The sequence below is a fragment of the Streptomyces sp. ICN903 genome (assembly GCF_022015835.1).
In the GTDB taxonomy this organism is placed as follows: Bacteria; Actinomycetota; Actinomycetes; order Streptomycetales; family Streptomycetaceae; genus Streptomyces; species Streptomyces fenghuangensis.
The window spans coordinates 1-3,978 of record NZ_JAKMAY010000420.1 but is presented as its reverse complement, the minus strand read 5'-3'; the positions used below and the strand labels follow the sequence as shown (position 1 = coordinate 3,978).

The 3,978-nt window shown below is 73.5% G+C and carries 4 protein-coding genes; 2 read left to right on the top strand and 2 right to left on the bottom strand.

Annotated features, from left to right (window positions below; translation table 11 throughout):
- Positions 1–1,326, bottom strand: a 1,326-nt coding sequence (locus tag L7D48_RS26975) for a glycosyltransferase family 4 protein (protein WP_237883436.1), incomplete at its 3' end; no start/stop codon positions are given.
- A gap of 301 nt (positions 1,327–1,627) precedes the next feature.
- On the opposite strand from L7D48_RS26975, the gene L7D48_RS26970 reads away from it, so the two are divergent.
- Positions 1,628–2,248 carry a TetR family transcriptional regulator gene (locus L7D48_RS26970; protein WP_237883434.1) on the top strand — a complete coding sequence of 207 codons (621 nt, stop codon included), beginning with the start codon at positions 1,628–1,630 and terminating at the stop codon, positions 2,246–2,248.
- A gap of 156 nt (positions 2,249–2,404) precedes the next feature.
- Positions 2,405–3,010 (top strand): response regulator transcription factor, encoded by a 606-nt coding sequence (locus L7D48_RS26965; protein ID WP_237883432.1) that lies wholly within the window; start codon positions 2,405–2,407, stop codon positions 3,008–3,010.
- A gap of 119 nt (positions 3,011–3,129) precedes the next feature.
- Here the strand turns inward: L7D48_RS26965 and L7D48_RS26960 are convergent.
- Positions 3,130–3,978: ABC transporter ATP-binding protein (locus tag L7D48_RS26960; protein ID WP_237883430.1), on the bottom strand; the 849-nt coding region annotated here is incomplete at its 5' end.

Sequence of the window (3,978 nt, the reverse complement as noted above, 5' to 3'; positions counted from 1 at the left end):
GTTGCGGGCCGCGACGGCGGCGCGGTAGTGCTCCACCGTGCCGCGGGCGGCCTGTTCCCAGGTGAAGCGGCGCAGCACCCTCTCCCGTCCGGCCTCGCCCAGGCGCGCCCGCAGTTCCGCGTCGCCGAGCAGTCTGCCCAGCGCCGCGGCGAGCGCGCCGGCGTCGGCGGGCTCCACCGCCAGGCAGGTCTCGCCGTCGGGGCCGGCGACCTCGGGGATGGCTCCGCCGGTGGTGGCGACCAGGGGGGTGCCGGTGGCCATGGCCTCGGCCGCCGGCAGGGAGAAGCCCTCGTAGAGGGAGGGCACGCAGGCGATCTGGGCGCCGCGCACCAGGTCGGCCAGCTCCCGGTCGCTGATGCCCTTGACGAACTCCACCGCGCCGCCGAGCCCGTAGCGCTCCATCGCCTCGGCCACCGGGCCCTTCTCCGGGCGCTTGCCGACGACGACGAGGTGCGCGTTCTCGTGCTCGGTGCGGACCTTGGCCAGGGCCTCGATGAGGTGGACCAGTCCCTTGAGGGGCACGTCGGCGCTGGAGGTGGTGACGATGCGGCCGGGGATCTCGGGGACGGCCGCATCGGGCGAGAACAGCCGGGTGTCGGCGCCGATGGGCACGACGTGGATGCGCTCGGGGCGCACTCCCAGGTCCTCGGTGATCTCCCGGCGGGAGGATCCGGAGACGGTCAGTACGGTGGGCAGCCGCCGGGCGACGCGCTTCTGCATACGGGTGAAGCCGTACCAGCGGCGCACCGAGGCCCGGCGTCTCCAGCCCTCGGCCGCGGCCAGGTCCAGGCGGCGGTCGACGGTGATGGGGTGGTGGACGGTGGTGACCAGGGGGAAGCCGATCCGGTCCAGGCCGAGCAGGCCGTAGCCGAGGGTCTGGTTGTCGTGGACGACGTCGAACTCGCCGCGCCGGGCGGCCAGGTGGCGGCGGGCGCGCAGCGAGAAGGTCAGCGGCTCGGGGAAGCCCCCGGTCCACATGGTGGCGACCTCCAGCGCGTCGACCCAGTCGCGGTACTCGCCGCGCTTCGGGGTGCGGAAGGGGTCGGGCTGCCGGTAGAGGTCGAGGCTGGGCAGGCGGGTGAGGGCGACCTCCCCCGGCAGGCCGTCCTCCTGGTCCAGTACGGGGTAGGGCTGGGCGCCGATCACCTCGACGCGGTGGCCGAGCCGGGCCAGCTCGCGCGACAGGTGGCGCACATAGACGCCCTGGCCGCCGCAGAACGGGTTCCCCTTGTAGGTGAGCAGCGCGATCCGCAGCGGCCGGCCGCCGTCGGCGGCCTCGCCCGCCAGGGGTCCGGGCGCGGCGCCCCAGGTGGCCTCTGCCGTCACTCACGGCCCCCTTCTCGAAGGTCCTCGCGGCGATTTTCCGCCGGAGCGTAACCGCCGGCGATATTCTGGAACAAGTTTCAATGATGCCCCGGGCACGCCCGGCCCGCGCCCCCGGCCCGTCCGCCCGAGGAGCGGTGCGGGTCCGGCTCGCAAGATTACCGGCCGGTAGAAGTTCCGGACCGAGCCGGTCCGGGTGATTCACGCCACGGCTGCGCCCTGCGAGGATGCGGTCTCCCGGGCCCCGCGGCCCGGGCCCGCGGCGGGGCCGCCCGGGCCCGACGGGACAGACGGCAGGAGAGACTTGACGGCACACCCCGGCTTCCCCTCCGCCTCCTCGCTCACCGAGCGCCAGGAGGCGCGCCGCCGCCGCATCCTGGCGGCCAGCACCGGGCTGGCCCGGCGCGGGGGCTTCGGCGCGGTGCAGATGCGCGAGGTCGCCGAGTCCGCGGACGTCGCGCTGGGCACGCTCTACCGCTACTTCCCCTCCAAGGTGCATCTGCTGGTCGCCACCATGTACGACCAGCTGGAGCGTCTGCACGAGACGCTGCACCGGCACCCTCCGAAGGAGCCGGAGCCCGCCGCCCGGGTGGCGGTGACGCTGATGCGCGCCTTCCGCGCGCTCCAGCGGGAGCCGAACCTGGCGGAGGCCATGCTGCGGGCGTTCACCTTCGCCGACCGCTCGGCCGGCGCCGAGGTCGACGCGGTCTCCCGGCTCACCACCGAGATCATCCTGGACGCCGTGGGGGCGCGGGACGCGCCGACGCCGAAACGGCTCTCGGCGGTCCGCGTCATCGCGCACACCTGGCATTCGGCGCTGATCGGATGGCTTTCCGGACGCGTTTCGATCGAACAGGTCCAAGAAGACATCGAAACGGTTTGCGCATTGATCACTTCGGAAACAAACAGTGGTGTGCGCCGGTAACCGAGGCCGGTGATCCGCGCGCCCCCCGGTTACCTCCAACACCCCTGCTACTCACCGGTACTGGCTGAAACTCTGCGTTAAGCAGTGCCATTTGTAGGTATCTGTTGACGGGTGTTCGACAACCGTCCCCCGATCAGGGCACTGGAGGAGCCGAACGTGATTCAGGTATTGCTGGTGCACCATTTCGGCCTGCTGCGGTCCGGCCTGGCAGCGTTGCTCAACGATGCACCCGACCTGGAGGTGCGCGACATCCCCTGGTCCAGCGATCCCGGCCGGCTCCGGGCCCTGCGGGCGGACGTGTGCGTCGCGGACATGGACGGCCCCGGAGCCCCGGACGTGGCCGGCATGGCGGAACTGTGCCGGCATATGACTTCGGCAAAATGCGGACTACTGGTTCTGGCCACTCCCGGACGGCCCGGCGCGCTGCGCCGCGCCTATGACGCCCAGGCCCTGGGATTCGTCAACAAGGACGCCACCCCGCAGAAGTTGCTCGAGGGGATCCGGAACGTCGCCGCGGGAAAGAGATACGTGGACGAGTCCCTCGCCCATGATCTTCTCCGTGCCGCGGACATGCCCCTGACGGCAAGGGAACTGAGCGTTCTGTCGCTGGCCGCCAAGGGCGCGACGGTCTCCGAGATCGCCGGGCGGCTGCACCTCTCGCACGGCACCATACGCAACTACATATCCGCGATCACCCGTAAGACCGGGGCCCGCAACAAGGTCGACGCCATACGGATATCGCAGGGCGCGGGCTGGGTGTAGGCGCCGACCGCGACGAGGTCCCGGCCTGACCGACGTCCGGCCGGGCGCACATGTGCGCGGGCACGCGTGCGCCCGGCCGGGCTCGGCAGGGTCATCAGGTCAGGGCACCGGGCCGGCCGTCAGGCCGGGGCGCTCGCCCGGCCCGGCCGGGCGGCGGGCCCGCCGTCGCGGCCGGTGTGCCAGCGCCCCACCAGGTCGCGGTACAGCGGTGAGCGCTCCAGCAGTTCGCGGTGGCTTCCGGCGGTGGCCCGGGCGCCGTCCATCACCAGCACCCGGTCGGCCCGGTGCGCCGAGCTGATCCGGTGGGCGATCACCACCAGCGTGCCGGGCCGGTCCGCGAACGCCCGCTCGGCGCGCGCCTCCGCCTCCGGGTCCAGATGGCAGGTGGCCTCGTCCAGCAGCACCAGGGGGGCGGGCGACAGATGGGCCCGGCCCAGCGCGATCAGCTGCCGCTCCCCCTGGGAGAGGGCGGCCGGGTCGACCACCGCGTCCAGTCCGCCCAGCCTGGCGGCCAGCGGTCCGAGCCCGACCGCCGCCACCGAGGCCGCCACCCTCTCCTCCGGGCCGCTCTCCCCCGGGCCGGTCCCCGGCGGGTCGCCGGGCCGGTCGTCCGGGCACAGGTAGAGCAGGTTCTCGCGGAGGGTGCCGGTGAACACGTACGCCTGCTGCGGGATCAGCACACGCCGCCGCGCCAGCTCGCCGGCGCTCCTCCCGGCGGCGAGGGGCGGGTTTCCGTCCACCAGCACCTCGCCCCGGCCGGGGACGAGCAGGCCCGCCACCACAGCGGCGAGGGTGGACTTGCCGATGCCGCTGGGGCCCACGACGACCAGGTGCTCGCCGGGTTCGACGGTGAGGTCCACCTCGCGCAGCACCGGCTGGGCTCCGGGGCCGTAGGCGAAGGTCACCGAGCGCAGCTCCACCCGGGAGCCCGCCGCGGACCGTACGGAGGCGGCGGGGGCGGGGACCGC